Source organism: Salipiger marinus (genome assembly GCF_900100085.1).
GTDB lineage: Bacteria > Pseudomonadota > Alphaproteobacteria > Rhodobacterales > Rhodobacteraceae > Salipiger > Salipiger marinus.
On the sequence record NZ_FNEJ01000010.1, the window covers coordinates 49,047 to 75,515 of the forward strand.

Genomic DNA, 26,469 nt, shown 5'->3' on the forward strand with positions numbered 1-26,469 from the left:
AGGGCGAACATGACGGGGTGGCGCATTTTCGTCCATTCGGTGCGGATGGTGGTGGACAATCTTGGCACGGCGCTGCGCCTGTCACTGGTGCTGTATCTGGTGCAGGTGGCGGCGCAGGTGCAGGCCTATATGGGGCCGGTCGATCCGGCCCAGCTTCCCGACGATATGGGACCGGGGCTGACGCAACTGGTTCTGACGCTGCTGGCGGCGGTGGCCAGCCTGTGGATCGCGGTGGGCTGGCACCGTTTCGTGCTGACCGGAGAGCCGCCCGCGGGCCTGCTGCCGCGCTGGCACGGGTCGGCGATCCTGTCCTATCTCTGGCGGTCCATCAAGATCGGCCTGCTGATCGTGCTGGCGCTGATGGTGGCGGGGCTGGTGGTGACGCTGGTCGCGCTGGCGCTGGGGCCGCAGGTGGCGGCGGTGTTCGGCTTCGGACTGGTCGGGCTGGGCAGTTTCCTGTTCTTCCGCATGGGGCTGGTGCTGCCCGCCGCGGCGCTGGGGCTGCCGCTGTCGGTGCGCGAGGCGTGGCGCGCCACGAAACGTGATGACGGCGCGGTGATCACGCTGGCCTTTCTGGTGATTGGCGGCAGCCTGCTGATCGAGCTTCCGGCGATGATCGACGGCGGATCCGCCACCACGGTCAGCCTGATCTATGGCGTGGTGGTGAACTGGTTCGCCACGATGATCGGCATTTCCATCCTCACCTCGCTTTACGGCCATTTCATCGAAGGCCGCCCCATCGACTAGGCTTGCGAAGCGGCGCGTAATCGGTCACGCCTCTGTCATGACAGATTTTCTGGACCATGCCCGCGCCGCGACCGCCGAAATGCGCTCGGTCTTCCCCGAGACGCCCTTGCTGCGCAATGCCCATCTCAGCGACCTTTACGGCGCCGATATCTGGCTGAAGCGCGAGGATCTGTCGCCGGTGCGCAGCTACAAGCTGCGCGGCGCCTTCAACGCGATGCGCAAGCGGCTGGACAAGGATCTGTTCGTCTGCGCCAGCGCCGGCAATCACGCGCAGGGCGTCGCCTATATGTGCCGCCATTTCGGCAAGCGCGGCGTCATCTTCATGCCGGTGACCACGCCGCAGCAGAAAATCCAGAAGACCCGCATCTTTGGCGGCGATGCCATCGAGATCCGTCTGGTCGGCGATTATTTCGATGACTGCCTGCGCGCCGCGCAGGCCTTCTGTGTCGAGGCGGGGGGGCATTTCCTGTCGCCCTTCGACGATGCCGACGTGATCGAGGGGCAGGCCAGTGTCGGGGTCGAGATCGAGACGCAGCTTGGCCGTGCGCCCGACCATCTGGTGATTCCCGTGGGCGGCGGCGGGCTGGGCGCCGGGCTGCTGAGCCAGTTCGGCATGCGCTCCGGCTACACCTTCGTGGAACCGTCGGGCGGCGCCTGCCTGCGCGCCGCGCTGGAGGCGGGGCAGCCGGTGACGCTGCCGCGGGTCGACACCTTTGCCGATGGCGCTGCCGTGGCGCGGATCGGCGCGCGCACTTTCGAGGTGCTGAAGGATGTGGGGCTGGCCAACACGCTTGCCCTCAGCGAGGACCGGCTCTGCACCACCATTCTGGAGATGCTCAATGTCGAGGGCATCGTGCTGGAGCCTGCGGGCGCGCTGGCCATCGACGCGCTGAAGGATCTGGGGCAGGCCATCCGGGGCCGCACCGTGGTCTGCATCACGTCGGGCGGCAATTTCGATTTCGAACGCCTGCCCGAGGTCAAGGAGCGGGCGCAGCGCTATTCCGGGGTGAAGAAATACTTCATCCTGCGTCTGCCGCAGCGGCCCGGCGCGCTGAAGGATTTCCTGAATTTCCTCGGCCCCGAAGACGACATCGCGCGGTTTGAATACCTGAAGAAATCCGCGCGCAATTTCGGGTCGGTGCTGATCGGCATCGAAACCAGCGATCCCGCCCATTTCAAGCGGCTGTTCGACGCGCTGGATGCCCATGGCTACACCTATCGGGACATCACCGATGACGAGGTTCTGGCGCAGTTCGTGATCTGACATGGCGGTCACGCGGCCAGATGCTGCGGCAGATCCGTCAGGAAATGCGCCTTTGAGCGGGCATAGGCGGCCAGAATCTCGGGCACATCCACCGCCATGGCCGCCGCAGCGGCCTGCTCTCCGGTGCTGCAGAGTTCGGAAAGCGCCCTGAAACCCAGATTGAGCGCGCTGCCCTTCAGGAAATGCAGCGCGGCGGCCAGCGATTCGGGCTGGGCCTGCAGCAGGGGCAGCTGTGCAAGCGTGGCTTCGACTTCTGTCATGAACAGCTGCACCACCTCTTCAAAATCGTCGGGCCCGATTTCCCGCCGCAGTTCCGTGACCCTGTGCCAGTCGATCATGGGACACCTCCAGTCCCTGCAGCCTAGCGCCAAATCCTGAACAAAGGCTTTTTGCCGTTCCGGCCCCGGCCTGTCCGCGGCTAAAGTCCCCGTTAAGGTCCGGTGGTCTAGGGTGGCGGGAGTTCCGGCCAGACAGGAGATCCCGTGCTGCCCCATGCCTATGACAGTGCCGCAGCCGGGGAAGCCACCGGCCAAATCCGCCGCGTTCTTGTGGTGGATGACAGCCAGATGCAGCGGCGGATCCTGTGTGCCATGCTGCGGCAATGGGGGTTCGAGGTGTGGCAGGCCGACAGTGGCGAGGCGGCGCTGCGGCTCTGCGCCGACCTGCTGCCCGATGCGGTGCTGTCGGACTGGATGATGCCGGGGATGGACGGGCTGGATTTCTGCCGCCGCTTCCGCGCGCTGCAGCGCGACAGCTACGGCTATTTCATCCTGCTCACCTCCAAGAGCGACAAGGGAGAGATTGCGCGCGGGCTGGATGCCGGGGCGGATGATTTCCTGACCAAACCCGTGGATGCCGGGGAACTGCGCGCGCGGATCAATGCCGGGGCGCGCATCCTTGCCATGCAGCGGCAGCTGTCGGACACGCTGGGCGAGTTGCGCGCCGCCTATGACGCGGTGGACCGCGACCTGCGGCAGGCCCGCACCATCCAGCAGGCGCTGGTGCCGCAGCGCAGCCGGGTGTTCGGGACATCCCGCGTCAGCCTGCTGCTGAAACCCTGCGGGCATGTGGGCGGCGATCTGGTGGGCATGTTCAGCCATTGCGACCGCAAGCTGGGGCTCTACAGCCTCGACGTGTCGGGCCATGGCATCACCTCGGCGCTGATGACGGCGCGGATCGCGGGCTATCTGGGCGGCGATTTCCCCGACCAGAACATCGCGCTGGACCGGATCCTGCAGGGCACGCTGTTCCGCCCGCCCGAAGATGTGGCGCAACGGCTGAATGCCCGGCTTTCTGCCGATCCCGGCGTGGTGGAATATCTGACCATGGCCTATGCGGTGGCGGATCTGCAGACCGGGCGGGTTGATCTGGTGCAGGCCGGGCATCCGCCGCCGCTGCTGCTGCGGGCCGATGGCAGCACGGAATTTGTGGGGCGGGGTGGGCTGCCCATCGGGCTGATCCCGCAGGCGCGGTATGACCGGCTCAGCCTCTGGCTGAAACCGGGGGACCGGCTGCTGCTCTATTCAGACGGCATCACCGAGGCGACGCTTCGGGATGGCACGCTGCTGGATCAGGACGGCCTGCGGATGCTGGCCCGCACCTGTCAGGGCGAGGGCACGGAATATCTGGACGATCTGTTCTGGCGGTTGACCGAAGCCACCCGTCACGGCGCCCGGCTGGAGGATGACATCTCTGCCGCGCTGCTGGAATTTGCGCCGGATCAGCGCAGATAGCGCTGCAGGAAATCCCGTTCGCCCTCGTTGCTGAGCAGGCTCAGCGCGGCGGAGGGATCCATCCACAGCGCGGTATGGCCGGGTTCGGTGGGCGGCCCCAGCGGATGCACCGGATGCGCCACATAGAGCGTGCAGATCTTCTCGGCCCACAGATCGTAATCGGGCATGAAGGTGAAGCGGCGGAACACGCCCAGACGGCGCGGCGCGGCGATGCGCCAGCCGGTTTCCTCGAACACTTCGCGGTGCAGCGCTGTGATCGGCGATTCGCCGGGATCGATGCCGCCGCCGGGCATCTGGTATTCGGGCAGCGGATCCTGCTGGAACGTGACCAGCAGCGCGCCATCGCGGGGCAGCAGCGCGTAAACCCCTGGCCGCATGCGATAGCGGCGTCCGGATTGCGGTGGTTCTCCGTAGCGTGGTGTCATCCGCTGCGCTCCCCTTGGGTTCCGGGCTTGTCCTGCCTATATGGGGCCGGATATGCCAAGTTCAGGCAGATAAGGAAACCCCATGACCATCGGCAAAATCGCCTGGGACGATACCGTCCTGCCCTTTCAGTTGGATCTGTCGGACATCCGCGGTCGCGTCGCGCGGCTGGACGGGGTGCTGAACGGCATCCTTGCCCAGCATGATTACCCCGAGCCGATCGAGGCTCTGGTGGCGGAAATGACGCTGCTGACCGCGCTGATCGGCGAGACCATGAAGCTGCGCTGGAAGCTGTCGCTGCAGGTGCAGACCCGCGGCGCGCTGCGCATGATCGCCACCGATTACTTCGCCCCCGAGGCCGAGGGCGAGCCCGCGCGCATCCGCGCCTATGCCAGCTATGATCCCGATCTGGTGACCAAGGCCCCGGCCTATGACCAGCTGGAGGATGGCTATTTCGCCGTTCTGATCGATCAGGGCCCCGGCACCACGCCGTATCAGGGCATCACGCCGCTGGCGGGCGGGGCGCTGGCGCGCTGCGCCGAAAGCTATTTTGCGCAGTCCGAACAGATCCCCACCCGGTTCGAGCTGAATTTCGGCAACGTGCCGCAGGCGGACGGATCCTTCCACTGGCGCGCGGGCGGCGTGATGCTGCAGCACATGCCCAAGGCCTCGCCCTTTGCGAAGGATGGCGGCACCGGCGAAGGCGGCCTGCTGCGCCCCGAGGATCTGCTGCGCGACGATGACGATGGCGAAAACTGGCGCCGCGTGAATTTCCATCTGGATACGGTGGACGAGCTGGAGCTGATCGGCCCCGATCTGCCCCCGACCGATCTGCTGGTGCGGCTCTATCACGAAGAAAACCCGCGGGTGTTCGACGCGCAGCCGGTGCGGTTCGGCTGCACCTGTTCCGAAGACCGGGTGCGGCAGTCGCTGTCGATCTATTCGGCCAAGGACATCGCGCATATGACCACGCCCGAAGGTCTGGTGACCGCTGACTGCCAGTTCTGCGGTGCGCATTACGAACTTGACCCCCAGACCGTGGGGTTCGAGGCGGACAAGTGACGACCGCTGCGGCGCAGAGTGCGGCGCTGCGCCGCGCGGTCACGGCTTCCGGGGGCGCGTCGTCGGATTTCGACCTGACGCCGGGGCTGTCGCTGCCCGCGCAGCGCCGCCTGCGCCCCGCCGGGGTGCTGGCGGGCTTCATCCCCGGGGCGGAGGGGCTGGATCTGGTGCTGACCAAACGCTCCTCGCGGCTGAAGCATCATCCGGGGCAGATCGCCTTTCCCGGCGGCAAGGTCGATCCGGGTGATGCCGATGCCACCGCCGCCGCCCTGCGCGAAGCGCGCGAGGAGGTGGGCCTGCCGTCGGATCTGGTGGAGGTGCTGGGCACGCTGCCCGCCCATGAAACCGTCACCGGCTTTCTGGTGACGCCGGTGGTGGCGCTGATCCATGCCGAATTCGACACGATCGCCGAACCCGGCGAGGTGGCCGAAGTGTTCCGCGTGCCCTTCTCCCATGTGACGGATCCGTCGCGATTTCGGGTGGAATCCCGGCTCTGGCAGGGCGGGCAGCGCAAATACTGGGTGGTGCCTTACGGTCCCTACTACATCTGGGGAGCCACCGCGCGGATGCTGCGCGGGCTGGCGGAACGGATGGCGGGATGAAGGTTTCCGGAGACTGGCTGACCCGGCCCGCCACGCAGACCGTGCTGCAGATGCTGGAGGCGGGCGGGGTTCAGGCCTTCGTGGTCGGCGGCTGCGTGCGCAACGCGCTGATGGGCGTGGCGGTGGGCGATGTGGACATCGCCACCGCAGCACCGCCGGACCGGGTGATGCAACTGGCGCAGGAGGCGGGGCTGAAAGCCATCCCCACCGGCATCGACCATGGCACCGTGACCGTGGTGGCGGACGGCATCGGGCACGAGATCACCACCTTTCGCGCCGATACCGAAACCGACGGGCGGCGCGCGGTGGTGCGGTTTTCCTCCTCGCTGGCCGAGGATGCGGCGCGGCGCGATTTCACCATGAACGCGCTTTATGCCGATGCGCGCGGGCAGGTGGCGGATCCGCTGGGCGGTCTGCCCGATCTGGAGGCGCGGCGGGTGCGGTTCATCGGCGCGCCGCTGGACCGGATCCGCGAGGATTATCTGCGGATCCTGCGCTATTTCCGCTTTGCCGCGTGGTATGGCGACCCCGATCAGGGCTTTGACGCCGACGCGCTGGATGGCATCGCGCGCGGTCTGGACGGGCTGGCGCAGCTGTCGCGCGAACGGGTGGGGCAGGAAATGCTGCGCCTGCTGGCCGCCCCCGACCCGCTGGCGGCGGTGTCGGTCATGGCGCAGACCGGCGTGCTGGCGCAGGTTCTGCCCGGCGGATCCGCCCTGAGCCTTGGTCCGCTGCTGGCCGAAGAGGCGCGGCTGGGGCTGGCCCCCGACGCGCTGCGCCGACTGGCGGTGCTGGGGGCGGACAGCCCCGATCTGCGCCTGTCGCGCGCGCAGGCGACGCGGCTTGCCCTGCTGCATCGCCTGACCGGCAGCGCGGAACGTGCCGCCGAACTGGGCTGGCGCCACGGGCGCGACATCGCGCGTGACGTGCTGGCCCTGCGCGCCGCAAGCCTGCAGCAGCCGGTCTCCGAAGCCGATCTGCGCGCGGCTGATATGGGAGCTGCCGCAAAATTTCCCCTCACCGCCCGCGATCTGATGCCGCGCCTGCAGGGGGCGGCGCTTGGCGCTGCCCTGCGCGCGGCAGAGGCGCGCTGGATCGCGTCGGGCTTCGCCCTGACCCGGGCGCAATTACTGGACGACCTGCATGATTGATCCGCTTTACGGCTTTGTCTTCCTTGGCCTGTTTTCGCCGGGGCCGAACGTGATCCTGCTGACCACCTCGGGCGCGCGCTTCGGGCTGCGCCGCACGCTGCCGCATCTGTTCGGTGTGGTGCTGGGGGTGGGGATCACTGCCGGGCTGACCGGGCTGGGCATTGCCGCGCTGCTGAAACAGGCCCCCGCGCTGGAGCTTGCGCTGCGCATCGCGGCGGGGCTGTGGATGCTGTGGATGGCATGGGGCCTGTGGACGGCGGAGCGCCGCAAGAAGGCCGAGCGGGACCGCCCCATGACCCTGCTGGAGGCGGCGCTGTTCCAGTGGATCAACCCGAAGGTCTGGGGCGTGGCGCTGGCCGCTGCCTCGGCCTATCCGGGAACCGCCGGGCCGGTCTGGGAGGCGATCCGCCTTGGCACCGCCTTTTCCGGCATCAACCTGATCTGCTGCCTGTTCTGGACCTCGGCGGGCGCGATGCTGACATGGCTTCTGACCACACCGGCGGCATGGCGCCTGTTCACCCGCGTCATGGCGGTGGCTCTTGGCAGCTTTTCCGTCATGGTGTTCCTGTAGACCCGGCGCCAGCCGCCCCCAGAATTCAGGACAATGTGATGTTCCGCCGTTTTGAAAACATGGTGGATCCGTATGTGGACTATCCGCCCACGGACCGCCCTCCGACCCGTCTTCTGCCGTTCCTGCTGGATTACGCGCAGCCCTTCCGCGCCGTGTTCATCTGGGCGGCGCTCTTGGCCGTGCTGGTGGCCGGGGTCGAGATCGGGCTGATCTGGGCCATGGGCTGGGTCGTCGACATTCTGGGCGGCGATCCGGCGCAGGTCTGGGCGGATCACGGCTGGACGCTGATCGGGCTAGGCGCCTTCATCCTGATCCTGCGCCCGCTGATCCAGGGGCTGGACGTGCTGGTGCTGAACAATGCCATCATGCCCAATTTCGGCACGCTGGTGCGCTGGCGGGCCCATGCGCAGGTGTTGCGCCAGTCGGTCGGCTGGTTCGAAAACGACTTTGCCGGGCGCATCGCCAACCGCATCATGCAGACGCCCCCCGCCGCGGGCGAGGCGGTGTTTCAGGTGTTCGACGCCATCGCCTTTTCCATCGCCTATCTGGTGGGGGCGATGATCGTGCTGGGTGATGCCGATCTGCGGCTGATGATCCCGCTGGCGCTGTGGCTCGTGCTTTATGCCGTGCTGATGCGCTGGACCATCGCGCGGGTCGGCCCCGCCTCCAAGGCGGCATCGGACGCGCGCAGCTTTGTCACGGGCCGCGTGGTCGACGCCTATACCAACATCCATTCGGTCAAGATGTTCGCGCAGGACCGGCAGGAACTGGACTATGCCAAGGAGGCGATCGAACAGGCGCGCCAGACCTTCCAGACCGAGATGCGGCTTTATACGCTGATGGATGTGGGGCTGATGCTGCTCAACGGCCTGCTGATCGTGGGCGTGGTGGGCTGGGCGCTGGCGCTGTGGATGCAGGGATCGGCCAGCGTGGGGGCGGTGGCCGCCGCCACCGCGCTGACCCTGCGGCTGAACGCCATGACCGGCTGGATCATGTGGGCGCTGACCACGTTTTTCCGCCAGCTTGGCGTGGTGGCCGAGGGGATGGAAACCATCGCCCAGCCCATCACGCTGGTCGATGCGCCTGGTGCCAAGCCGCTGGTGCTGACGCGGGGAGAGATCGCGCTGAAGGATCTCAGCCACCATTACGGGCGCGACCGGGGCGGGCTGGATCACATCAGCCTGACCATTCCGCCGGGGCAGAAGATCGGGCTGGTGGGCCGGTCGGGCGCCGGGAAAACCACGCTGGTGAAGCTGCTGCTGCGGTTTTACGATCCGGAATCGGGACGGATCCTGCTGGACGGGCAGGACGTCACCGCCGTGACGCAGGACAGCCTGCGCCGCCAGATCGGCATGGTCCAGCAGGACAGCACGCTGCTGCACCGCTCGGTCCGCGACAACATCCTTTATGGCCGCCCCGGTGCCACCGAGGAGCAGATGATCGCCGCCGCGAAACAGGCGCAGGCGCATGAGTTCATCCTGACGCTGGCCGATCCGCAGGGGCGCACCGGCTATGACGCGCATGTGGGCGAACGCGGCGTGAAACTGTCCGGCGGGCAGCGGCAGCGCGTGGCGCTGGCCCGCGTCATCCTGAAGGACGCGCCGATCCTGCTGCTGGACGAGGCAACCTCGGCGCTCGATTCCGAGGTGGAGGCGGCGATTCAGGACACGCTTTACGGCATGATGCAGGGCAAGACGGTGATCGCCATCGCGCACCGGCTGTCGACCATCGCGCAGATGGACCGGATTCTGGTGATGGATCAGGGCCGGATCGTCGAAGATGGCAGCCATGACGCGCTTCTGGCGCAAGGCGGGCTATATGCCGGGTTCTGGGCCCGCCAGTCTGGCGGGTTCCTTGACCCCGATACGCAGGACAGCTGACCCCGCATGACGCCATCAAACTGGATCGACCCCTTCGCCGAAGCCTCCGGCCCACCCCCCCGGACCCTGCTGCGGTTCTTTGGATGGGCGCTGAAGGGCGCGTGGGGGCCGGTCCTGCTGGCCTCGGTCCTGTCCATTGCCGGCGGCGTGGTCGAGGTGTCTTCGGCGCTGATCCTTGGCTGGGTGGTGGACGCGGCGCTGGGAACCGGGGCCGGGTCGGTCTTTGCCGACAATATCGGCCTGCTGGTGGGGGCGGTGCTGTTTTTCGTGGTGCTGCGGCCGCTGATCTTTGGCGGCAACTCCTCGATGCAGTCCATCGTGCTGCAGCCCAACCTGCTGAACCTCGTGCTGTCGCGGCTGCACCGGCACACGCTGGGCCAGCCGGTGACGTTTTTCGACAATGATTTTGCCGGGCGCATCGCGCAGAAAGAGATGCAGACCGCCCGAGCGCTGAACGACGTGGTGATCGACGTCATCCAGACCGTGCTTTACGCGCTTGCCTCGGTCTTTGGCGCGCTGCTGCTGCTGGCGGGGATGGACTGGCGCATCGCGCTGGCGCTGCTGGGCTGGATGGTGATCTATGGCTGGCTGATCGGGCATTACATGCCCCGGATCCGCAGCCGGTCGCAGGCGCGGGCCGGGGCGCGGGCCATGGTGACGGGGCAGGTGGTGGACACCGTGACCAACATCAAGACCGTGAAGCTGTTTGCCCATGCCGACCACGAAGACCGCGCCGCACTGGAGGCGATGGGCACGTTCCGCGACCGCTATATCGAATTTGGCCGGATCAGCGCCGCCTTCCGCTTCTGGTTGATGGCGCTGGCGGGGCTGCTGCCGGTGCTGCTGGTGGGCGGCGCGCTGTTCTACTGGAGCCGGGGGCTGGTCTCGGCGGGCGACATTGCCGCCACCGGCACCATCGCGCTGCGACTGGCGCAGATGACCGGCTGGGTCAGCTTCACGCTGATGGGGCTTTACGCCAATCTGGGCGAGGTTGAGGATGGCATGGTCACGCTGACCCCGCCGCATCTGCTGACCAACGCCCCCGATGCGCGCGAGCTTCAGGTGACCGAAGGCCGGGTGGAATTCCGCAAGGTGGGCTTTGCCTATGGCCGCCAGTCCGGCGGGGTCGAGGACATTTGCCTGACCATCGCGCCGGGGGAAAAGATCGGCATTGTCGGCGCTTCGGGGGCGGGGAAATCCACGCTGGTGGCGCTGCTGCTGCGGCTTTACGACACCGAACAGGGCGCCATCCTGATCGACGGGCAGGATCTGCGCCATGTCACGCAGGAATCGCTGCGCCGCCGCATCGGCATGGTCACGCAGGAAACCGCGATGTTCAACCGGTCGGCGCTGGACAACATCCGCTATGGCCGCCCCGATGCCAGCATGGCCGAGGTCATCGCCGCCGCCGAAAAGGCCGAAGCGCATGAGTTCATCGAAAAGATGCAGGATCACCGGGGCCGCACCGGTTATGACGCGCATCTGGGCGAACGCGGGGTCAAGCTGTCCGGCGGGCAGCGCCAGCGCATCGCGCTGGCCCGTGCCATCCTCAAGGACGCGCCGATCCTCGTGATGGACGAAGCGACCTCGGCGCTTGATTCCGAGGTGGAGGCCTCGATCCAGCGTGCGCTTGACCGGGTGATGGAGGGCAAGACGGTGCTGGCCATCGCGCACCGGCTGTCGACCATCGCGCAGATGGACCGCATCGTGGTGCTGGACGAAGGCCGCATCGTGGAACAGGGCAGCCATGACGATCTGCTGGCGCGGGACGGGCTTTATGCCCGCTACTGGTCGCGGCAGAGCGGCCAGATGGACGGGGACGCGCAGGCGGCAGAGTGACGCCCTTGCGCCGGGGGGCGCTTTGCAGGCATGAGGCGCGGCATGGAACAGGTCATCATCGAACGGCTGGGGCATCAGGGGGACGGCATCGCGCCCGGTCCCGTCTTTGTGCCCGGCACCCTGCCCGGCGAGGTGGTCGAGGGCGAAATCGCGGGCGGCGTGATGGCGGCACCGCGCATCCTGACGCCCTCCGACCAGCGGGTGACGCCGCCCTGCCGCCACGCCCGCGCCTGCGGCGGCTGTCAGGTGCAGCACGCGCGCCCCGAATTTGTCGCTGACTGGAAGGAAGGCGTGGTGCGGCAGGCGCTGGCCGCACATGGGCTGGAGGTGGGGTTTCTGCCCATCGCCACCTCGCCCGAACAGAGCCGCCGCCGCGCCGCCTTTTCCGCCCGCCGCATGAAGAAGGGCACGCTGGCCGGGTTCCACCGCAAGGGATCCGACGTGCTCGTCGAGGTGCCGGACTGCCGCGTGATCGATCCGGCCTTGGCCGCGGCGCTGCCGCTGGTCGATGCGCTGGCCCAGCTTGGCGCCAGCCGCAAAAGCGAACTGTCGGTGCTGGTGACCACCAGTCTTGGCGGGCTCGACGTGGCGGTCAGCGGCGGCAAGGAGGCCGACGCGGCCTTCCAGCAGCAGCTTGCCGAACTGGCGCGCACGTATGACTGCGCCCGCATCGCATGGGGGCCGGAGGTGCTGACCCGCCGTCCGCCCGCGCAGCGCATGGGCGCGGCGCAGGTGGTGCCGCCCCCCGGCGCCTTCCTGCAGGCGACCCCGCAGGGCGAGGCGGCGCTGCTGGCCGATGTGCGGGACCATCTGGAGGGCGCCACACATGTGGCCGACCTGTTCGCGGGCTGCGGCACCTTCGCGCTGCCCTTGGCCGAACGCGCCAAGGTGCTGGCGGTGGAGGGTGACCGCGCCATGATCGACGCGCTGGACCGGGGCTGGCGCCATGCCGAGGGGCTGCGCCATGTCACCACCGCCACGCGCGATCTGTTCCGCAATCCGCTGCTGCCCGAAGAGCTGCGGCGATTCGACGGCGTGGTGATCGATCCGCCGCGCGCCGGGGCCGAGGCGCAGACCAGCCAGCTTGCCGCCGCCCGGGTGCCGCGCATCGCCTATGTTTCGTGCAATCCCGTGACCTTTGCGCGGGATGCCGCGACATTGGTGCGGGCGGGATACCGGCTGGACCGGCTGCGCGTGGTCGATCAGTTCCGCTGGTCCACGCATGTGGAGCTTGTGGCGGGCTTTGTGCTGTCACCCCAATGACGACATCGGGAGCAGCGAAAGCTTCTGTCTTCGCAAACGCTCCTGTGTAGTATAGCTTGGGGAAAAAGAACGAGTGGGCAGGCAAGATGTATATGGGCAGGCGCCAGATGATGGTGGCCGCGGCAGCTCTGGTGGCGGGCTGCGGCAGAGGTCGTCTGGAAGACAGCAAGTTCCGAAGCTATAACGGACCGCAAATCACCCATGTGGTGGTCCATAAATCCGCGCGGAAGATGTTTCTTCTGCACCACGCGCGGATTGTCCGGATCTTCAACATCGGGCTGGGCTTCAACCCGGTGGGCGACAAGAAGGTCGAAGGCGACGGCAAGACCCCCGAGGGGCTTTACACCATCGACCGGCGCAACCCCAACTCGCGCTTCCACCTGAGCCTTGGCATCGACTATCCCAACGCCGCCGACCGCGCCGAGGCGCGGAATATGGGCCAGAGCCCCGGCGGGGATATCTTCATCCATGGCCGCCCTCAGGCCTATCAGTCCGGCCAGCGGGACTGGACATGGGGCTGCATCGCCGTCACCGACCGCGAGATGGAAGACATCTACGCGATGGTGGGCGACGGCACGCCGATCCTCATCATGCCCTGACGGGACCGGCGCACCGGTTTAGAACCCGGCTGCGCCCGAGCCCGGCGTGGCGGCCGTGTTGGGCGCGCCCATCACCAGCGTCCACCAGATCTTGCCGCTGGATTCCTGAAACCACGCAAAGCCCATCTCGCGCGCCGTTTCGTCAAGAATCACGTCGCGCGTCGGGGCCTCTTCCATCCATGCGGCAAGGGTCTCCAGCTCGGATTCGTAGGTTTCCGAGATGTTTTCGCCGACAAGCCGCCCGGTGTAGCCCACGCGCTGCACCCGGTCGATGGGCGAGGATCCGTCCGACCCGAAATGCCACGGGCGGTTCTGCACCGACATGTCGCGCGAATGGGTGGCTGCGGCCGCGTTCAGCTGCGCGCTCAGCTGCACAGGGGCCGATCCGCGCGCGCTGCGCAGGGCGTTGACCGAATCGAGCATCGAATATTCGATCTTCGCCTGATCGGCGTTGTTGATCCGGTAGACCTGAGGCAGGGGCTTGCCATCCGGGCCAAGCGCGGGAGGCTGCATGGCAGGGGTACAGGCTGCAGCGGCCAGAGCCGCGGAAATCAGGAGAAAAGTTCGTCTGTTCATTGTCCGGTCTTTCGCGCCACGAGATTTATACAGCAGATAGACCGGCAGACGTGGCCAATCAAACGCACATGGGCGTGATCGCGCCGCTCGCAGGCGTTTGATTTGCGACTGCGGCATTGCCGCAATATACTTATCCGGTCCTGACGGCAGCCGCGACGGCTTTCCGAATCTCGGGCGATTTGTAGTGGTGAGCATCATGACCAGCAAGGTTCAATCCCAACTTGGCCGGCGCGCCTTCCTTGCAGGAAGCGCGGCCCTCGCGGCGACGCCCGCCTTGGCGCAGACGATGGATTCGTCCGGCACCGTGGAACTGGAGCGTGACATCTCCCAGATCACGCGCCGCAACATGTCGAGCTTCCGCACGCTCGACTGGCAGCCCTATTTCAGCAACCTGAGCAAGGGCGCCGTGCTTGTCGACATCTCGTCGCGGGCGCTGCATTTCTGGGAAGAAAACGGCACCTACCATCTTTACCCCTCTTCGGTGCCGCTGAGCGAGGATCTGACCCGCAAGGGCCGCACCCAGATCGTGCTGAAGGATCCGGAGCCCGACTGGCGTCCGACGCCGTCGATGAAGGAACGCAATCCGGAATGGCCCGATTATGTGCCCCCCGGCCCCGACAACCCGCTGGGCACCCGCGCGCTGCATCTGAGCTGGACCTATTACCGGATCCACGGCACGCATGACACGCGCAAGATCGGGCGCCGTTCCTCCAACGGCTGCATCGGGCTTTACAACGAGCATATCGAACAGCTCTACGAAATGTCCCAGATCGGCACGCAGGTGTTGCTGATTTGACAAAGCCGACGGGGCCGTGGCGGCGCGGCCCCGAGTTCGGATTTGCAATTTTCACGTTTTGCTGATTAGAACGTGAGACGAGGTAAGTCTTGGGTGCTTGCCGCTTGCAGATTGTCTGAATGCGGCAGGCGAATATCTGGAGAAGAACATGAAGAAGATCGCTTTCGCCGCCGCTTTCGCAGTTTCCGCAACTTCCGCCATGGCAGGCAACTATGCCAAGGATGACGTGGTCATGGAGCCGGTTGTCGTCGTCGAAGAAACCGCCGCCTCCTCGTCCTCCGCTGGCATCCTGATCCCGCTGGCCCTGCTGGCCGTCGTGGCAGCTGCCGCAGCCAACTGATCCAAGGATCAGCTTGCATAAATGGGAGCGGCGCTTCGGCACCGCTCCTTTTTTATGTCCGGGGTCAGTCCAGCCAGCCGTGCAGGTTGCTTTCGATCACCGAAGACAGCGCGTCGATATGCGCCGCGTCGTCGTTGAGGCAGGGGATATAGGTGAACTCCTCGCCGCCCGCATGTTCAAAGCTTTCGCGGATCTCTTCGTTGATCTCTTCCAGCGTCTCGATGCAGTCGGCGGAAAAGGCGGGAGCAATGACGGCGATGCGCTTCTTGCCGTCTTCCTTGGCCAGCCGCGCCACTTCTTTTACGGTATAGGGCTTCAGCCATTCCTCGGGTCCGAAGACCGACTGGAAGGTGGTGGTGATCTGCGTCTTGTCCCAGCCCAGCCGTTCGCGCAGCAGCCGCGTGGTTTTCTGGCACTGGCAATGATAGGGATCGCCCTGCATCAGGTAGCGTTTCGGCATGCCGTGATAGGACACCACCAGCATTTCCGGCTTTTCGGCCTTGGCGGCATAGGCGCGTTCCACCGACTGGGCCAGCGCCTCGATATATTGCGGATGCTCGAAATAGGGATCGACCACGCGCGCGGTGGGCTGCCACGGCTCGTCCATCAGCGCGCGGAAAAACGCATCATTCGCGGTGGCCGAGGTGGCGCCCGCGTAATGCGGATAAAGCGGAAAGAACAGGATCTTGCGGCAGCCTGCTTCGGTCATCGCGCGGACCTTGGATTTGGTCGACGGATTGCCGTAACGCATGGAAAAATCGACCATGACCTGATCGCCGTAACGCGCCTGCATCTTCGCGGCGACCGCGGCGGTCTGCGCCTTGGTCAGCGTCATCAGCGGGCTTTCGTTCAGATCCTCGTTCCAGATCGACTTGTAATTCTTGCCCGAGGAAAACGGCCGCTTGGTCAGGATGATCAGCTGCAGCAGCGGCTGCCATTTCCAGCGCGGATAATCGATCACCCGGCGGTCCGACAGGAATTCGTTCAGATAGCGCCGCATCGGCCAGTAGGAATAATGATCCGGCGTGCCCAGATTGGCCAGCAGGATCCCCACCTTGGGGCGTGTCACGGCAGGGTGGTCGGCGGGCGCGTTGGCGGGCCGCGTCCGGGGCGGTGTGGCGTCAAGCATGTGTCCAGTCCCTCAAAATGCCCCCGCTAAGTATGTCACTGACAGAAGGCGTCAATCGTCCAGCGGGCGTTCCATGGTGTTCAGCGCCTCTGCAAGACGATGTGCCGCAGATCCCGGGCGCAGCGGCTTCTGCTGGCTGGCATCCGGGGCCCAGCCGGTCAGCGTGACCAGTTCGAAACTGGCACGGATCCGGCCATCGGGGCGGCTGTAGGTTTCGGCATAGATCTGCGCCGCCCGCAGCAGCACGGCGCGGCGGGTCGGCTGGCGCAGCCGCGCGGTCAGGGCGTTGGTTTCACCCATGGCGCGCAGGTCGCGCATCAGATGCAGCGCATCGCTGTAGCTGACATCCAGCACCTGACTGTCCGCCACCGGCAGCGCCAGCCCGGCCCGCTGCAGAAGCCCGCCCAGATCGCGCAGTTCGCCCATCGGCAGCACGCGGGGGGACAGGCCCCCCGTCACCTCGATTTCCGCCTGACCAAGGGCCGCGCGCAGTTCCTGCAGGGTCTCGCCGCCAAAGGCCAGCGTCAGGCACAGCCCGTCGGGGCGCAGCGCGCGGCGGCACTGGATCAGCTGGCCCACCGGATCATTGGCCCAGTGCAGGGCCAGCGCGTGGATCACCAGATCCTGCGCGCCTTCCTCCAGTGCCAGCACGTCGTCATCGGGGATGACCCGCGCGCCGGGCAGCAGCCCCTGCCAGATCTCCGGATAGGGGCTGACGATGACCGGCGCCGTGAACGTTCTTTTAACTACGCTCAGACGATCCTGCACCTCGTCCCGTGCGGCTTCATGCAGGAACAGCGCGGGGGACCGCCGCGCGCGGGCGCGGTGGCGGGCAAGGGCGGGGCGGTCGATCAGGGGCGCGGGGCTGGACATGGAGCTGAGATAAGATGGCGGAGGCGCGGTTGCAAACCCTGATCCGGCTGATCTATCCGCCGCGCTGCCTGCTCTGTGGCGGGCTGGTGGACAGCGATTTTGGTCTTTGCGGGTCCTGCTGGCGCGACACGCCCTTCATCATGGGGCTGGCCTGCGATCTGTGCGGCGCGCCGCTGCCCGGACAGTCGGACCGGGCCGAACATTGCGACGACTGTCTGGCCACGCCCCGGCCCTGGACACAGGGCCGCGCCGCGCTGCTGTATCGCGACAACGGGCGCAAGCTGGTGCTGATGCTGAAACATGGCGACAGGCATGACATCGCCCGGCCCGCCGCGCTGTGGCTGGCGCAGAAGCTGCAGCCGCTCTGCCGCGCCGATGCGGTGGTGGTGCCAATTCCGCTGCATCTGCGCCGCCATCTCAAGCGGCGCTACAACCAGTCGGCGCTGCTGGCGGACGGGCTGGCGCGGGCGCTGCGCCTGTCCCATCTGCCCGATGCGCTGATCCGTCCCCGCGCCACCCCCTCGCTGGAGGGGAAAAGTCGCGAGGAGCGGTTCACCACGCTGGATGCGGCGCTGACCCTGCGGCCCGCGCGGGCGGCGGCGCTGGCCGGGCGGCAGGTCGTGCTGGTGGATGACGTGATGACCTCGGGGGCGACGCTGGCGGCGGCCACGGCGGCGCTGACCAAGGCCGGAGTGGCAGAGGTTTGTGTCGCGATACTGGCGCGCGTTGCAAAGGAGGCTTAAATCCGGGAATGTCGGGCCCATTGCCCGAGAAAGGGAACCGTCTGATGAAAACGATCGACATCTACACCTCGCCCATGTGCGGCTATTGCCACGCGGCCAAGCGGCTGCTGACGCAGAAAGGCGTGGAGTTCACCGAAATCGACGTGATGGCCCAGCCCGCGCGCCGGTCTGAAATGGAAAAACGTGCCAAGGGGGGCCGCACCGTGCCACAGATCTTTGTGGGCGACACCCATGTTGGCGGCTGTGACGAGCTTTATGCGCTGGACCGGGCGGGCAAGCTTGATCCGCTGCTGGCCGACTGATGGCCCGCAGCCCCGGCAGACCGGCATGACCGACCCCGCCCACGCGCTGGCCATTTCGCTGTTCAGCGAACTTCTGACCGCAGACCAGCTTCTGCGGAACCGGCTGACGCGCGTGCTGCCGGACAGGATGGAGATTTCGCATTTCTCCGTCCTGAACCACCTTGCCCGCGCCTCGGGCGAACGCACGCCCGCGCAGCTGGCGCGCAGCTTTCACGTCACGCGCGGGGCCATGACCAACACGCTCGCGAAGCTGGAATTTGCGGGCTATGTGCATATCCGCCCGGACTGGGACGATGCGCGGCGCAAGCTGGTGTCGATCAGCCCGGCGGGCCGCCGCGCGCGCGAGGCGGCGCTGGCCGCCATGGCGCCGCTGGTCTCGGCGATGATGACCGAGATCGGCCCCGACCGGGTGCGCGCCGCGCTGCCGGTGCTGCGCGAACTGCGCCTGAAGCTCGAAGCCGACTGACCGCAGCTTCCGCCCCGCGGCCTTCTGCGGGGCAAAACCTTCTTCATCCCCGTCCAAAATGCGCGCGGGCTGCGGACAGGCGGCGCGTCTGCGCTATCTTGTCGCCCCTGACCGCCGGATCCCTTGGGATCTGCGGCAGAGGAAACGGTGACTTGGTGACATCAAGGAGGTGCAGATGAGCGCAAAGGCAGGGCGGCTGTCGCTGACCACAAAGGTCATGATCGGCATGGGAGCGGGGCTGGCGCTTGGCCTGATCCTGAATGCCATCGGCAACGAGGCGATCAACACCCATCTGGTGGGCGGGTTCTTCGGCATGGCAGGCGCCATGTTCGTCAACGCGCTGCAGATGCTGGTGGTGCCGCTGGTGTTCTTTTCGCTGATCTGCGGCGTGGCGGGCATTGGCGACGTGCGCATCCTTGGCCGCGTCGGCGGCAAAAGCTTCGGCCTCTACCTCGCCACCACCGCCACCGCGATCGCCGTGGCCATCCTGATCGCGCTGCTGGTCTCGCCGGGGCAGGGTTTTGTCATGGACGGGGTCGACACCTCCGGCGTGACCGCGCGCGAGGCACCCAGCGTCTGGCAGACCTTCGCCAATATCGTGCCGAAAAACCCGGTGGCGGCCTTTGCCAATGCCGAGATGCTGCAGATCATCTTCTACACCATCGTGCTCGGCATCGCCGTGCTGATGCTGGGCGACCGGTCGACGCCTTTTGTCGATGCCTGCGACTACATGAACGCGCTGATGATGAAGCTGGTCGATGTGGTCATGGCCTTTGCGCCCTATGGCGTGTTTTTCCTGATCGCCAAGACCTTCACCGAACAGGGAATCGGGCTGTTCGTGCCGGTGCTGACCTATGTCCTTGTGCTGGTGGGCGCGCTGCTGCTGCATCTGTTCGGCACGCTGATGCTGTTCCTGAAGCTGTTCTCGGGGCTTGATCCGTTCACCTTCATGAAGAAAATCCGCCCCGCGCAGATCTTCGCCTTTTCCACCGCGTCGTCCAACGCCACCATCCCGGTGACGCTGCGCTGCGTGACCGAACGCATGGGCGCGCGCAATTCCGTCGCCTCGTTCACCGTGCCCTTCGGTGCCACCATCAACATGGACGGCACCGCCATCATGCAGGGCGTGGCCACGGTGTTTCTGGCCAATGTCTATGGCGTGGATCTGGGCATTGGCGGCTATCTCACCGTGATCGGCATGGCGGTTCTGGCCTCCATCGGCACGGCGGGGGTGCCCGGGGTGGGCATGATCATGCTGACCATGGTGCTGAGCCAGGTGGGTCTGCCCATCGAAGGCATCGCGCTGATCCTTGGTGTTGACCGGCTGATGGACATGATCCGCACCGCCGTGAACATCACCGGCGATGCCGTGGTGTCGGTGATCGTGGCCAAGACCGAAGGCCAGCTCGACATGGCGGTCTATGCGGATCCTCAGGCCGGGCTCGACGAGGACGATCTGCAGATCGACCCCGCCGCCGAGGCCGAACTGGCCAGCCACACCCATCCGCCGCGCCGCTCCCGCCCGGCGGAATGAGGCACAGCCGTCACGGCCGCAGCGCGGCCGTGACGTAATTCACCGACAGGTCGCGGTCAGAGATCGACCAGCGCCAGCTGACCGGGTTGAAGACATAGCCCTTGCGGTCCACCGGGGTCAGCCCGGCCTGCCGCATCAGCTCGTAAAGCTCGTCGGGGGTGATGAATTTCTGCCAGTCATGCGTGCCCTTGGGCAGCCAGCGCATCACCCATTCGGCCCCGACAATGGCCATGGCAAAGCTTTTGGCGTTGCGGTTGATGGTCGAACACAGGTGCAGCCCGCCGGGCCGCAGCAGCTGGCGGCAGGCGGTCAGATAGGCCAGCGGATCGGCCACATGCTCCACCACCTCCATGTTCAGCACCACGTCGAACTGGTCGCCCGCCTCGGCCAGCGCCTCGGCGGTGCCGTGGCGATAGTCGATGTCCAGCCCCGACTGCGCCGCATGGGTCTGCGCCACCGGAATGTTGCGCGGGGCGGCATCCACCCCCACCACCGTGGCACCAAGCCGCGCCATGGGTTCGCACAGAAGCCCGCCGCCGCAGCCGATATCAAGGATGCGCAGCCCGGCAAACGGCGCCTCCGTGGTCAGGTCGCGGTCGAACTCTTCGGCGATCTGGGTGGTGATATAGTCCAGACGGACCGGGTTCATCATGTGAAGGGGCTTGAACTTGCCGTCCGGGTTCCACCATTCTGCAGCCATGGCCTCGAACTTGGCGACCTCGGACGGATCCACTGTGAGAGTCATCTTAAGCATTCCCATTTCTTTTTGGGGTCATCTGCCAATATAGAGGAAGAATGGACAAAGACCCGGGCCAAAAGCGCGCAGTGCAGCATCTCTACCCTCCCCTCGATCCGTTCGACCAGCGCATGATCGACATGGGCGATGGCCACCGCATCTATATGGAGCAGTGCGGCCACCCGCAGGGCATCCCGGTTCTGGTGCTGCATGGCGGCCCCGGCGGCGGCTGCAGCCCGGCGATGCGGCGCTATTTTGATCCGGCGGTGTTCCGCGTCGTGCTGTTCGACCAGCGCGGCTGTGGCCGGTCGCAGCCCCATGCCAGCGTGACCGACAACACCACATGGCATCTGGTGGCCGATATCGAACGGATCCGCCGCGATCTGGGCATCGAGAAATTCATCGTCTTCGGCGGCAGCTGGGGCGCGACGCTGGCGCTGGTCTATGCGATCAGCCATCCCGACCGGGTGGCGCAGCTGGTGCTGCGCGGCGTCTTCACCATGACGCAGGCGGAACTGGACTGGTTCTATGGCGGCGGCGCCGGGCAGTTCTGGCCCGAACCCTGGGCGCGGTTCACCGATCTCATTCCCGAAGCCGAACGCGGCGATCTGATCGCGGCCTATCACCGGCGCCTGTTCAGCGGCGACCTGCGCGAGGAAACGCGCTTTGCCCGAGTCTGGTCGGGCTGGGAAAACGCGCTGGCCTCGGTCTATTCCAGCGGCCACGGCGGCGAGGCGCCCGGCGAATATGCGCGCGCCTTTGCCCGGCTGGAAAACCATTACTTCGTGCATTCCGGCTTTCTGGAGGAAGACGGCTGGATCCTCAAGAATGTCGACCACCTGCGCGGCATTCCCGGCGTGATCGTGCAGGGCCGCTATGACATGATCTGCCCGCCGCAGCGCGCATGGGAACTGGCGCAGGCCTGGCCGGGGGCGGATCTGCGGATGATCCGCAACGCGGGCCACGCCCTGTCCGAACCGGGGATCAGCGCCGAACTGGTGCGGGTCATGGATCAGATCGCCGCCGCACAGGGTCTGCGGCAGGGGCTGCGCCTCTGAACGCGGCAGCGCGGGCGGCATGTCGCGAATTTGATCCGCCTCCCGCCCAGTTCCCTGTGGCCCCGGCGCGGGGCTCTGCGTATCATGGTCCAACCCTGCACTCCCTCCAGCCAGAGGATCCGTCGCTCCGATGACCACTCTCCGCCGCCGTCGCCTGCTGCAATCCGCGCTCGCCGCTGCGGTGCTGGGCGCGTCGGGGCTGGCCAGCCGCCCCGCCCGCGCGGGCGGCGTGCTGCAGGCCGCCCTGTCCGGCGGCAGCGCCGCCGACAGCTGGGATCCGCGCAGACCGCGCGGGGTGTTCATGGTCGCCGCCTCGCAGGGGGCGGTGTTCGACACGCTGACCGAGGTGGCCGCCGACGGCACGCTGAAAGGCGAGCTTGCCACCGGCTGGGAGGCCTCGCCCGATGCGCGCCGCTGGACCGTCACGCTGCGCGACGGCGTCAGCTTCCATAACGGGCGCCGTCTGACGGCAGAGGACGTGCTGGCCTCGCTGGCGCTGCACCGCGATCCGGCCTCGCCCGCCCATGCGCTGGTCGCCGGGATCGAGGAGATGCGGGCCATCTCCCCGCGCGACCTGCGCTTCACCCTGCGCAGCGGCAATGCCGATTTTCCCTATCTTCTGGCCGATCCGCATCTGGTGATCCTGCCCGCCGATGACATGACCGAGGCGATGGCGCGCGGCATCGGCACCGGCCTTTACCGGGTGGAACGGTTCGATCCGGGCCGCCGCTTCATCGGCACGCGGGTCACAGAACACTGGAAGGATGGCAGTGCAGGCTGGTTCGACCGGGTGGATTTCCTCGCCCTCGCCGATCCCGACGCGCGGCTGCGCGCCCTGGCCGAAGGCCGGGTGGATGCGGCGGATGCGCTGCCCCCCGCTGCCCTTGCCACGCTCGACAGCGACCCGCGATTGCGGCTGATCCGCCAGACCGGCAACCTGCAGTATGGCTTTGCCGCCGATCCCGGGCTCGACAGCGCGGATCTGCGGCTGGCGCTGAAACATGCGATGGACCGGCCCCGTCTGGTGGCAGAGGTGCTGGGGGGCTACGGCCAACCCGGCCGCGATACGCCCATCGGCCCGGCGAACCCGTATTTTTTCGGCGCCACGCCCCCGGCCCATGATCCGGACCGCGCCCGGTTTCACCTGCGCCGCGCCGGGCTGGAGGGGATCCCGCTGCCGGTCAGCGCCGCCGAGGCCGCGTTTCCCGGCGCTGCGCAGGCGGTGGACCTGCTCACTGAAACTCTGCCCCTGCGCCCCGCGAACCCCGGCGATCCGGCCCTGCGCGCCCTGATCTCGCCGGGCCGCGCGACCGAAGACTGGAGCCTCAGCATGGCGCCCGCCGCCTGCGCGCCCTGCGATGGCAGCCGCGCCCGCTTTCACACGCTGCTGCAGACCGCACGCGCCGAATTCGACAGCGCCCGCCGCGCCGAGCTTTATGCCGAGCTGCAGATGATGGGTGCCAGCAGCGGCGGCCTGATCCTGCCGATGGCCGCCGACCACCTGCAGGGCCTCAGCCGCAGGCTGGCCACCCCCGCCACGCAGGGCGCGCTCTGGCAGATGGACGATGCGCGCATGGCTGAACGCTGGTGGATCGCCTGAGAAGATTTTCGGGATCGCGTGGACCGGGCGCGCTGCCAGACTGACGCCGCGCCAGCGGATGCTGCCGGACGCCTCCGGCGGGAGTTTATCTGGCAAGATGAAGCAGCAGTCCTGCCCTTCATCTTGCCCCTAAACTCCGGGGGGTCCGGGGGGCTGGCCCCCCGGCCTTGGCTTACAGCACGTAGCGGCTGAGATCGGTGGAGCGTGTCAGCTCGCCCAGATGCGTCTCGACAAAGCCCGCATCCACGGTCACCGCATCACCGGCGCGGTCGGGCGCGGTGAAGGACAGCTCCTCGAACACCCGCTCCATCACCGTATAAAGACGGCGCGCGCCGATATTCTCGATCGACTCGTTGACCTCGGCGGCGATGCGCGCCAGCGCGTGGATGCCATCCTCGGTGAAGGTCACCGTCACCTCTTCGGTGGCCATCAGCGCGGTATACTGCCGGGTCAGCGCGTTGTCGGTTTCGGTCAGGATGCGCACGAAATCATCCTCGGTCAGCGCCCGCAGGTTGACCCGGATCGGCAGACGTCCCTGCAGTTCCGGCAGCAGATCCGACGGTTTGGCGATGTGGAACGCGCCGCTGGCGATGAACAGGATATGGTCGGTCTTCACCGGCCCGTGCTTGGTGGACACGGTCGTGCCTTCGATCAGCGGCAGCAGGTCGCGCTGCACGCCTTCGCGGCTGACATCACCGCCGCGGGTTTCCTGCCGCGCCGCCACCTTGTCGATCTCGTCCAGAAACACGATGCCGTTCTGCTCTACCGCCTCGATGGCGGCGGCCTTCACCTGCTCGTCATCCAGAAGCTTGTCGGCCTCTTCAGAGATGAGAAGCTCGTAGCTTTCCGCCACGGTCAGCCGCTTGCGCGTGGTGCGCTGGCCAAAGGCCTTGCCGAAGATCTCGCCCAGATTCATCATGCCCATCTGGCCGGGCTGGCCGGGGATTTCCATCATCGGAAAGGGTGAGGCGCTGTCGGCCAGATCAAGCTCGATCACCGTGTCGTCCAGCTCGCCCGCCTTCAGCTTGCGGCGGAACATCTCGCGGGTGCCCTCCCGCGCGTCCTGACCGGCGATGGCGGCCACCACGCGGTCTTCGGCGGCCTTGTGGGCGGCGGCCTTCACATCCTCGCGCATCCAGTCGCGGGTCTGCGCGATGGAGGCATCCAAGAGGTCGCGGATGATCTGTTCCACGTCGCGGCCCACATAGCCGACTTCGGTGAACTTCGTCGCCTCGACCTTGATGAAGGGCGCGCGCGCCAGCTTGGCCAGACGGCGGCTGATCTCGGTCTTGCCGACGCCGGTGGGGCCGATCATCAGGATGTTCTTGGGATAGACCTCGTCGCGCAGGTCGGCATCCAGCTGCTTGCGCCGCCAGCGGTTGCGCAGGGCCACGGCCACGGCGCGTTTCGCCTCCTGCTGGCCAATGATGAAACGGTCCAGTTCGGACACGATCTCGCGGGGGGTCAGGTCGGTCATGCGGGTCTCCCCTGTCCGGTCGCGATGGTTTCGACCGTCAGGTTGCCATTGGTGTAAACACAGATGTCGGCGGCGATGGCCATGGCGCGGCGGGCGATCTCTTCGGCGGACAGGTCGCTGTCCATCAGCGCGCGCGCGGCGGCGAGAGCAAAATTGCCGCCCGACCCGATGGCGGTCACGTCATGCTCCGGCTCCAGCACATCGCCCGCGCCGGTGATCACATACAGATCCCGCCCGTCGGTCACGATCAGCATCGCCTCCAGCTTCTGCAGATATTTGTCGGTGCGCCAGTCCTTGGCCAGATCGACGCAGGCGCGCTGCAGCTGACCGGGGGATTTTTCCAGCTTCGTTTCCAGCCGTTCCAGCAGGGCAAAGGCATCGGCGGTGGATCCGGCAAAGCCGCAGACCACCTCATGTCCGCCGGGCGCGAGCCTGCGCACCTTGCGGGCGGTGCCCTTGATCACGGTCTGTCCAAGGCTCACCTGCCCGTCCCCGGCGATCACCACCTCGCCGTTTTTTCGGACGCCGATGATCGTCGTTCCATGCCATCCGGGAAAGTCCTGATCGGACATTGGGTCTCCTTTCGTCACTTGTCGCCATATGGGGGCTGGACATTGGCGGCACAAGGCAGTGCCTTGGGGGAGGGGTTACTGCAGGTGTGTTGAAATGGAAATGCGAACGGATGCGCTGTTGGACGCAGCGCTGGAACAATGGCCGGGATTTGCCGCTGACCTTGGGCTTTCGACAAATGGCTGGGAGGTGGAGCCGCTGGCGCGGCGTGACGACCCGCATCACGCGGTGGTTCTGGTCAAGATGACCGGACCCGAAGGGCAGGCGCTGGTGCTGAAACATGTGGCGGCGCCTTCGGATCTGGAAACCTATGCCCGCGCGATGTCGGCCCATCAGGGCGCGCAGAAGCGTTATCCCGAAGGTGTGCCCGCGCTGCTGAGCTTTGATCTGTCCACCCAGACCTGCGTGATGGATTATGCGGAGGGCAGGATGCTGTCGCTGTGTCTGGCCGAGGCCGGACCCGCGCAGCGTCTTGATCTGCTGCGCCGCGCAGGCGCGTGGCTGGACGGTCTGCATCGTGCCGGGCTGGGGGGCCCGCGCCAGTTCCAGCCGAAATTCACCCTGCGCTATCTGCGCCAGATCCGCGAGGATGTGCTGGCCGGGCGGATGCCGGTGGCGGAGCCGGGCCGCTTCTGCGCCGCCGCCGAAACGCTGCTGGCGCGCGAAGCGGAATTTTCCGGGCAGCAGACTCAGGCGGCGCCCACCCATGGCGATCTGCATCTGCGCAATCTGCTGGTGGGGGAGACGCGGATCTGGGGCATCGATTTTGCGGGCGGGCGCATGGTGCCGGTGGGCCATGACATCGCGCGGCTGCTGGTGGATGCGGCCGTGCTTTACGCGGATGCGGACGAGGTGCCCGTGGGCGAGGTGATCCCTGCGGACTGGAGTGCCGCGTTTTTCGAAGGCTACAGGCTGGTGGGGCCGGAGGATCCCTCGGTTCGACTGCTGCTGCGCCACCGGATGCTGGCGGAATGGTGGGGTCTGCCCGCCTTTGACGAGGATCGCGGGCCCGCGCAGGCGCGGCGGCTGCGCAACCTGCTGGCGCTTGCGCCGCGGATCTTTGGCTAGACCTTTGGGGCGGCCATAAAAAACTGCGCCGCACGGCGGTGCGGCGCAGTTTTGTCCGGACTGGATC

General features: G+C 66.8%; 28 protein-coding genes. 20 read left to right on the forward strand and 8 right to left on the reverse strand.

Translation table 11 applies throughout. The features are described from left to right. The first annotated feature begins 9 nt into the window (after positions 1-9). Both BLR51_RS12800 and ilvA read left to right on the forward strand, forming a co-directional pair. Positions 10-747 (forward strand): hypothetical protein, encoded by a 738-nt coding sequence (locus BLR51_RS12800; RefSeq protein ID WP_089847531.1) that lies wholly within the window; start codon positions 10-12, stop codon positions 745-747. Positions 748-784: 37 nt separating this feature from the next. After that, positions 785-2,011, forward strand: coding sequence for a threonine ammonia-lyase IlvA (gene ilvA, locus BLR51_RS12805; RefSeq protein ID WP_089847533.1), 1,227 nt, complete (start codon positions 785-787; stop codon positions 2,009-2,011). Positions 2,012-2,019: 8 nt separating this feature from the next. Here ilvA and BLR51_RS12810 read toward each other — a convergent pair whose 3' ends face one another. Continuing rightward, positions 2,020-2,349, reverse strand: a complete 330-nt coding sequence (locus BLR51_RS12810) for an Hpt domain-containing protein (RefSeq protein WP_089847535.1) — start codon at positions 2,347-2,349, stop codon at positions 2,020-2,022. 144 nt (positions 2,350-2,493) lie between these two features. Here BLR51_RS12810 and BLR51_RS12815 point away from each other — a divergent pair, with 144 nt between their 5' ends. Next, positions 2,494-3,744, forward strand: coding sequence for a PP2C family protein-serine/threonine phosphatase (locus BLR51_RS12815; RefSeq protein ID WP_089847537.1), 1,251 nt, complete (start codon positions 2,494-2,496; stop codon positions 3,742-3,744). On the opposite strand, the gene BLR51_RS12820 is transcribed toward BLR51_RS12815, so the two are convergent. After that, positions 3,732-4,169 (reverse strand): NUDIX hydrolase, encoded by a 438-nt coding sequence (locus BLR51_RS12820; protein ID WP_089847539.1) that lies wholly within the window; start codon positions 4,167-4,169, stop codon positions 3,732-3,734. The genes BLR51_RS12815 and BLR51_RS12820 overlap by 13 nt on opposite strands. 82 nt (positions 4,170-4,251) lie before the next feature. Here BLR51_RS12820 and hslO point away from each other — a divergent pair, with 82 nt between their 5' ends. The 8 genes from hslO (at position 4,252) to BLR51_RS12860 (ending at position 13,134) form a co-directional block, all read left to right on the forward strand. Beyond that, positions 4,252-5,229: an Hsp33 family molecular chaperone HslO gene (gene hslO, locus BLR51_RS12825; protein ID WP_089847541.1), complete on the forward strand. Its 978-nt coding sequence runs from the start codon at positions 4,252-4,254 to the stop codon at positions 5,227-5,229. Beyond that, entirely contained in the window at positions 5,226-5,831 is a 606-nt protein-coding gene (locus BLR51_RS12830; RefSeq protein WP_089847543.1) for a CoA pyrophosphatase, read from the forward strand. The genes hslO and BLR51_RS12830 overlap by 4 nt, the downstream gene beginning before the upstream one ends. Next, entirely contained in the window at positions 5,828-6,982 is a 1,155-nt protein-coding gene (locus BLR51_RS12835) for a CCA tRNA nucleotidyltransferase (protein WP_089847545.1), read from the forward strand. The genes BLR51_RS12830 and BLR51_RS12835 overlap by 4 nt, the downstream gene beginning before the upstream one ends. Next, positions 6,975-7,553: a LysE family translocator gene (locus tag BLR51_RS12840; protein WP_089847547.1), complete on the forward strand. Its 579-nt coding sequence runs from the start codon at positions 6,975-6,977 to the stop codon at positions 7,551-7,553. Before BLR51_RS12835 ends, BLR51_RS12840 begins: the two co-directional genes overlap by 8 nt. Before the next feature lie 38 nt (positions 7,554-7,591). Then, positions 7,592-9,433 carry an ABC transporter ATP-binding protein gene (locus BLR51_RS12845; RefSeq protein WP_089847550.1) on the forward strand — a complete coding sequence of 614 codons (1,842 nt, stop codon included), beginning with the start codon at positions 7,592-7,594 and terminating at the stop codon, positions 9,431-9,433. A 6-nt stretch (positions 9,434-9,439) separates the two neighbouring features. Further along, on the forward strand, positions 9,440-11,272 hold the full coding sequence (locus tag BLR51_RS12850) for an ABC transporter ATP-binding protein (RefSeq protein ID WP_089847552.1): 1,833 nt from the start codon (positions 9,440-9,442) through the stop codon (positions 11,270-11,272). A 42-nt stretch (positions 11,273-11,314) separates the two neighbouring features. After that, on the forward strand, positions 11,315-12,535 hold the full coding sequence (locus BLR51_RS12855) for a class I SAM-dependent RNA methyltransferase (RefSeq protein WP_089847554.1): 1,221 nt from the start codon (positions 11,315-11,317) through the stop codon (positions 12,533-12,535). A 92-nt stretch (positions 12,536-12,627) separates the two neighbouring features. Next, a complete protein-coding gene (locus BLR51_RS12860; protein WP_089847808.1) occupies positions 12,628-13,134 on the forward strand; it encodes a L,D-transpeptidase family protein in 507 nt (168 codons plus the stop codon). Between the two features lie 18 nt (positions 13,135-13,152). Here the strand turns inward: BLR51_RS12860 and dalA are convergent, their stop codons facing one another. After that, the gene (gene dalA, locus BLR51_RS12865) at positions 13,153-13,710 is read right to left on the reverse strand and encodes a divisome-associated lipoprotein DalA (protein ID WP_089847556.1); all 558 of its coding nucleotides are present in this window, start codon (positions 13,708-13,710) and stop codon (positions 13,153-13,155) included. A 196-nt stretch (positions 13,711-13,906) separates the two neighbouring features. Here dalA and BLR51_RS12870 point away from each other — a divergent pair, with 196 nt between their 5' ends. Together BLR51_RS12870 and BLR51_RS12875 are read left to right on the forward strand one after the other, a co-directional pair. Continuing rightward, a complete protein-coding gene (locus BLR51_RS12870) occupies positions 13,907-14,506 on the forward strand; it encodes a L,D-transpeptidase (RefSeq protein ID WP_089847810.1) in 600 nt (199 codons plus the stop codon). 148 nt (positions 14,507-14,654) lie between these two features. Beyond that, complete coding sequence (locus BLR51_RS12875) at positions 14,655-14,846, forward strand: ferrochelatase (protein ID WP_089847812.1); 192 nt, start codon at positions 14,655-14,657, stop codon at positions 14,844-14,846. Between the two features lie 64 nt (positions 14,847-14,910). Here BLR51_RS12875 and hemH read toward each other — a convergent pair whose 3' ends face one another. Both hemH and BLR51_RS12885 read right to left on the reverse strand, forming a co-directional pair. Beyond that, positions 14,911-15,975 carry a ferrochelatase gene (hemH, locus tag BLR51_RS12880; RefSeq protein WP_089847558.1) on the reverse strand — a complete coding sequence of 355 codons (1,065 nt, stop codon included), beginning with the start codon at positions 15,973-15,975 and terminating at the stop codon, positions 14,911-14,913. A gap of 51 nt (positions 15,976-16,026) precedes the next feature. Next, positions 16,027-16,848 (reverse strand): methyltransferase domain-containing protein, encoded by an 822-nt coding sequence (locus BLR51_RS12885; protein WP_089847560.1) that lies wholly within the window; start codon positions 16,846-16,848, stop codon positions 16,027-16,029. 14 nt (positions 16,849-16,862) lie between these two features. Between BLR51_RS12885 and BLR51_RS12890 the strand changes: the two genes are divergently transcribed. The 4 genes from BLR51_RS12890 to BLR51_RS12905 all read left to right on the forward strand — a co-directional run bounded on the left by BLR51_RS12890 (position 16,863) and on the right by BLR51_RS12905 (position 19,893). Then, a complete protein-coding gene (locus BLR51_RS12890; RefSeq protein WP_089847562.1) occupies positions 16,863-17,591 on the forward strand; it encodes a ComF family protein in 729 nt (242 codons plus the stop codon). Positions 17,592-17,635: 44 nt separating this feature from the next. After that, positions 17,636-17,893, forward strand: a complete 258-nt coding sequence (gene grxC, locus BLR51_RS12895; protein WP_089847564.1) for a glutaredoxin 3 — start codon at positions 17,636-17,638, stop codon at positions 17,891-17,893. A gap of 25 nt (positions 17,894-17,918) precedes the next feature. Then, a complete protein-coding gene (locus tag BLR51_RS12900) occupies positions 17,919-18,359 on the forward strand; it encodes a MarR family winged helix-turn-helix transcriptional regulator (protein WP_089847566.1) in 441 nt (146 codons plus the stop codon). 175 nt (positions 18,360-18,534) lie between these two features. Then, positions 18,535-19,893 (forward strand): dicarboxylate/amino acid:cation symporter, encoded by a 1,359-nt coding sequence (locus tag BLR51_RS12905; protein WP_089847567.1) that lies wholly within the window; start codon positions 18,535-18,537, stop codon positions 19,891-19,893. A gap of 10 nt (positions 19,894-19,903) precedes the next feature. On the opposite strand, the gene ubiG is transcribed toward BLR51_RS12905, so the two are convergent. After that, positions 19,904-20,638 carry a bifunctional 2-polyprenyl-6-hydroxyphenol methylase/3-demethylubiquinol 3-O-methyltransferase UbiG gene (gene ubiG / locus BLR51_RS12910; protein ID WP_089847814.1) on the reverse strand — a complete coding sequence of 245 codons (735 nt, stop codon included), beginning with the start codon at positions 20,636-20,638 and terminating at the stop codon, positions 19,904-19,906. A 50-nt stretch (positions 20,639-20,688) separates the two neighbouring features. On the opposite strand from ubiG, the gene pip reads away from it, so the two are divergent. Then, positions 20,689-21,687 carry a prolyl aminopeptidase gene (pip, locus tag BLR51_RS12915; RefSeq protein WP_089847569.1) on the forward strand — a complete coding sequence of 333 codons (999 nt, stop codon included), beginning with the start codon at positions 20,689-20,691 and terminating at the stop codon, positions 21,685-21,687. Positions 21,688-21,817: 130 nt separating this feature from the next. Further along, positions 21,818-23,287 (forward strand): ABC transporter substrate-binding protein, encoded by a 1,470-nt coding sequence (locus BLR51_RS12920; protein WP_089847571.1) that lies wholly within the window; start codon positions 21,818-21,820, stop codon positions 23,285-23,287. Positions 23,288-23,459: 172 nt separating this feature from the next. On the opposite strand, the gene hslU is transcribed toward BLR51_RS12920, so the two are convergent. Both hslU and hslV read right to left on the reverse strand, forming a co-directional pair. Beyond that, complete coding sequence (hslU, locus tag BLR51_RS12925) at positions 23,460-24,764, reverse strand: ATP-dependent protease ATPase subunit HslU (RefSeq protein ID WP_089847572.1); 1,305 nt, start codon at positions 24,762-24,764, stop codon at positions 23,460-23,462. Beyond that, positions 24,761-25,336: an ATP-dependent protease subunit HslV gene (gene hslV / locus BLR51_RS12930; protein ID WP_089847574.1), complete on the reverse strand. Its 576-nt coding sequence runs from the start codon at positions 25,334-25,336 to the stop codon at positions 24,761-24,763. Before hslV ends, hslU begins: the two co-directional genes overlap by 4 nt. A gap of 94 nt (positions 25,337-25,430) precedes the next feature. Between hslV and BLR51_RS12935 the strand changes: the two genes are divergently transcribed. After that, positions 25,431-26,402, forward strand: a complete 972-nt coding sequence (locus BLR51_RS12935; RefSeq protein WP_089847576.1) for a phosphotransferase — start codon at positions 25,431-25,433, stop codon at positions 26,400-26,402. The last annotated feature ends 67 nt before the right edge of the window (positions 26,403-26,469 follow it).

Excerpts from the sequence above, each read along its gene's own strand:
- BLR51_RS12800 (WP_089847531.1), top strand. The coding sequence starts at position 10 with ATGACGGGGTGGCGCATTTTCGTCCATTCGGTGCGGATGGTGGTGGAC.
- ilvA (WP_089847533.1), top strand. The coding sequence starts at position 785 with ATGACAGATTTTCTGGACCATGCCCGCGCCGCGACCGCCGAAATGCGC.
- BLR51_RS12810 (WP_089847535.1), bottom strand. The coding sequence starts at position 2,349 with ATGATCGACTGGCACAGGGTCACGGAACTGCGGCGGGAAATCGGGCCC.
- BLR51_RS12820 (WP_089847539.1), bottom strand. The coding sequence starts at position 4,169 with ATGACACCACGCTACGGAGAACCACCGCAATCCGGACGCCGCTATCGC.
- hslO (WP_089847541.1), top strand. The coding sequence starts at position 4,252 with ATGACCATCGGCAAAATCGCCTGGGACGATACCGTCCTGCCCTTTCAG.
- BLR51_RS12835 (WP_089847545.1), top strand. The coding sequence starts at position 5,828 with ATGAAGGTTTCCGGAGACTGGCTGACCCGGCCCGCCACGCAGACCGTG.
- BLR51_RS12840 (WP_089847547.1), top strand. The coding sequence starts at position 6,975 with ATGATTGATCCGCTTTACGGCTTTGTCTTCCTTGGCCTGTTTTCGCCG.
- BLR51_RS12845 (WP_089847550.1), top strand. The coding sequence starts at position 7,592 with ATGTTCCGCCGTTTTGAAAACATGGTGGATCCGTATGTGGACTATCCG.
- BLR51_RS12850 (WP_089847552.1), top strand. The coding sequence starts at position 9,440 with ATGACGCCATCAAACTGGATCGACCCCTTCGCCGAAGCCTCCGGCCCA.
- BLR51_RS12855 (WP_089847554.1), top strand. The coding sequence starts at position 11,315 with ATGGAACAGGTCATCATCGAACGGCTGGGGCATCAGGGGGACGGCATC.
- BLR51_RS12860 (WP_089847808.1), top strand. The coding sequence starts at position 12,628 with ATGGGCAGGCGCCAGATGATGGTGGCCGCGGCAGCTCTGGTGGCGGGC.
- dalA (WP_089847556.1), bottom strand. The coding sequence starts at position 13,710 with ATGAACAGACGAACTTTTCTCCTGATTTCCGCGGCTCTGGCCGCTGCA.
- BLR51_RS12870 (WP_089847810.1), top strand. The coding sequence starts at position 13,907 with ATGACCAGCAAGGTTCAATCCCAACTTGGCCGGCGCGCCTTCCTTGCA.
- BLR51_RS12875 (WP_089847812.1), top strand. The coding sequence starts at position 14,655 with ATGAAGAAGATCGCTTTCGCCGCCGCTTTCGCAGTTTCCGCAACTTCC.
- hemH (WP_089847558.1), bottom strand. The coding sequence starts at position 15,975 with ATGCTTGACGCCACACCGCCCCGGACGCGGCCCGCCAACGCGCCCGCC.
- BLR51_RS12885 (WP_089847560.1), bottom strand. The coding sequence starts at position 16,848 with ATGTCCAGCCCCGCGCCCCTGATCGACCGCCCCGCCCTTGCCCGCCAC.
- BLR51_RS12890 (WP_089847562.1), top strand. The coding sequence starts at position 16,863 with ATGGCGGAGGCGCGGTTGCAAACCCTGATCCGGCTGATCTATCCGCCG.
- grxC (WP_089847564.1), top strand. The coding sequence starts at position 17,636 with ATGAAAACGATCGACATCTACACCTCGCCCATGTGCGGCTATTGCCAC.
- BLR51_RS12900 (WP_089847566.1), top strand. The coding sequence starts at position 17,919 with ATGACCGACCCCGCCCACGCGCTGGCCATTTCGCTGTTCAGCGAACTT.
- BLR51_RS12905 (WP_089847567.1), top strand. The coding sequence starts at position 18,535 with ATGAGCGCAAAGGCAGGGCGGCTGTCGCTGACCACAAAGGTCATGATC.
- ubiG (WP_089847814.1), bottom strand. The coding sequence starts at position 20,638 with ATGACTCTCACAGTGGATCCGTCCGAGGTCGCCAAGTTCGAGGCCATG.
- pip (WP_089847569.1), top strand. The coding sequence starts at position 20,689 with ATGGACAAAGACCCGGGCCAAAAGCGCGCAGTGCAGCATCTCTACCCT.
- BLR51_RS12920 (WP_089847571.1), top strand. The coding sequence starts at position 21,818 with ATGACCACTCTCCGCCGCCGTCGCCTGCTGCAATCCGCGCTCGCCGCT.
- hslU (WP_089847572.1), bottom strand. The coding sequence starts at position 24,764 with ATGACCGACCTGACCCCCCGCGAGATCGTGTCCGAACTGGACCGTTTC.
- hslV (WP_089847574.1), bottom strand. The coding sequence starts at position 25,336 with ATGTCCGATCAGGACTTTCCCGGATGGCATGGAACGACGATCATCGGC.
- BLR51_RS12935 (WP_089847576.1), top strand. The coding sequence starts at position 25,431 with ATGGAAATGCGAACGGATGCGCTGTTGGACGCAGCGCTGGAACAATGG.